Origin of the sequence: Streptomyces sp. UH6 (assembly GCF_013421635.1) — a bacterium.
In the GTDB taxonomy this organism is placed as follows: Bacteria; Actinomycetota; Actinomycetes; order Streptomycetales; family Streptomycetaceae; genus Streptomyces; species Streptomyces abyssomicinicus.
Genome location: NZ_JACADT010001102.1, coordinates 1 through 1,779, shown reverse-complemented (window position 1 = coordinate 1,779; position 1,779 = coordinate 1). Strand labels below are relative to the sequence as shown.

Sequence of the window (1,779 nt, the reverse complement as noted above, 5' to 3'; positions counted from 1 at the left end):
CGCCGTGTCCGGGGCGGGGGCGACGCCCACCGGGCAGGACAGGCCCGTGCCGCCGATGCCGCAGTAACCGTTGGGGTTCTTGGCGTCGGAGAGGTACTGCTGGTGGTACAGCTCGGCCGGGTGGAAGGGGTGGCCGGCGGCCGGTGCGATCTCCGTGGTGATCGCGCCGTAGCCGGCCTCGGTGAGGACCCGCTGGTAGGCGGCGCGGGAGGCCTCGGCGGCCGCGGCCTGCGCCGGGGTGTGGGTGAAGACCGCGGAGCGGTACTGGGTGCCGACGTCGTTGCCCTGGCGGTGGCCCTGGGTGGGGTCGTGGGCCTCCCAGAAGGTCTTCAGGAGGTCCTCGTAGGAGAGGACGTCGGGGTCGTACACGACCCGGACGGTCTCCGTGTGACCGGTGAGGCCCGAGCAGACCTCCTCGTAGGTGGGGTTCTCGGTGAAGCCGCCCTGGTAGCCGACGAGGGTGGTCCACACACCCGGGAGCTGCCAGAACTTGCGCTCGGCGCCCCAGAAACAGCCCAGCGCGAAGTCGGCCGTCGCCATGCCCTCGGGGTGGTCCAGCAGCGGGGTGCCGAGGACGGTGTGCGCCCCGGCGGCCTGGGGCGTGAGGACCGGCGCGGCGCGGCCGGGCAGGGCCTGGTCGGCGGTGACCATCACGGGCGTCGTGCGGCCGAAGAGCATGGGGTCCTCCCGGGTCGGGTGGGGTGGGCGGACGGGCGGTCCGCCGCGGTGTCTCGCTTCCACGGTGTTCGCTTCCACGGTGTTCGCTTCTACAACGCGCGGGGCGGGCCGTGGATTCCTCCTCCCGCCCGGCCGCGGAAGCGGGGCGACGGCGGACGGCCCCGCCCCCGGGAACGCGCCGGGAGGGCGGGGCCGCGCCGTGGCACCGGTCGGGTCAGGCGGTCCCGGTCCCCGCCTCCGTCGCCTCCAGGACGCGTCCGGCCGCGAAGTCCCGGATGGCGGTGTACCGCTCGGCGAAGCGCGGCTTGCCGGCCAGGTAGGTCCACGGGGCGGTGCCGATGTGGCCGTCGATCAGCTTGAACTGCTCGATCGCGGCCTCGTACCGGTCCTGCCAGTACAGCATGTACGCGAGCATGTGCCGCATCGGCAGCAGGCGCCGGGCCTTCGGGTCGCCGGCCTCGGCAGCGGCGGCGGCGAGGTCGAGGAGCGCCGCGTCGACCGCCTTCATCAGCTCGGGGCGCTTGTAGTACTCGTCCTCGTCGAGGTCGTCGTGGGCGAACTCGAACTCGAAGTGGGCCTCCAGCAGGACCAGCGTCAGCAGCTGGCCCGGGGCGCCCTTGGCCGCGGCCTCCCGGGCGAAGGAGAGGGCCAGTTCGTGCGAGCCGCGCCACTTGGCGCACCAGTACTGGAGCGCGGACTGGTGGGCGCCGAGGTGGTGCGGGGCGCGCCGGACGGCCTGGTCCCACAGCTCGTCGAAGTCCTTGTGGGAGTAGCCGAGACCCATCGCCAGCGGCATCTCCACCACGTACGGGTTGGGGTCGTCGCCGCCCAGCGCCTGGGCCTCGGCGCACGCCTCGCGGGCCTGCGCCAGCACCCGGTGGAAGCCGTCGAACTGCTCGCGGGTGGTGTTCTTGGCCTGCATGCTGCCCCGGATGTCCCAGGCCAGGTAGATCATCGAGTCGGCGTTGACCAGCGCGGCGTCCGCGTCCCCGGGCCGGGCGGCGCGCCAGGCCAGCAGCCAGGCGTCCTCCTTGGCCGCCTCGTGGCCGAGGATGCTCACCCGGCGGCCGCGCTCCTCCCAGTCCCGGCCGGCCTCGGCCA

At 74.0% G+C, this 1,779-nt stretch carries 2 protein-coding genes; both read right to left on the bottom strand.

The window, feature by feature from the left end; genetic code table 11:
* A partial coding sequence (gene msrA, locus HW445_RS29645) for a peptide-methionine (S)-S-oxide reductase MsrA (protein WP_180223903.1) occupies positions 1-678 on the bottom strand: 678 nt, incomplete at its 3' end.
* Between the two features lie 214 nt (positions 679-892).
* A partial coding sequence (locus tag HW445_RS29640; protein WP_180223902.1) for a hypothetical protein occupies positions 893-1,779 on the bottom strand: 887 nt, incomplete at its 5' end.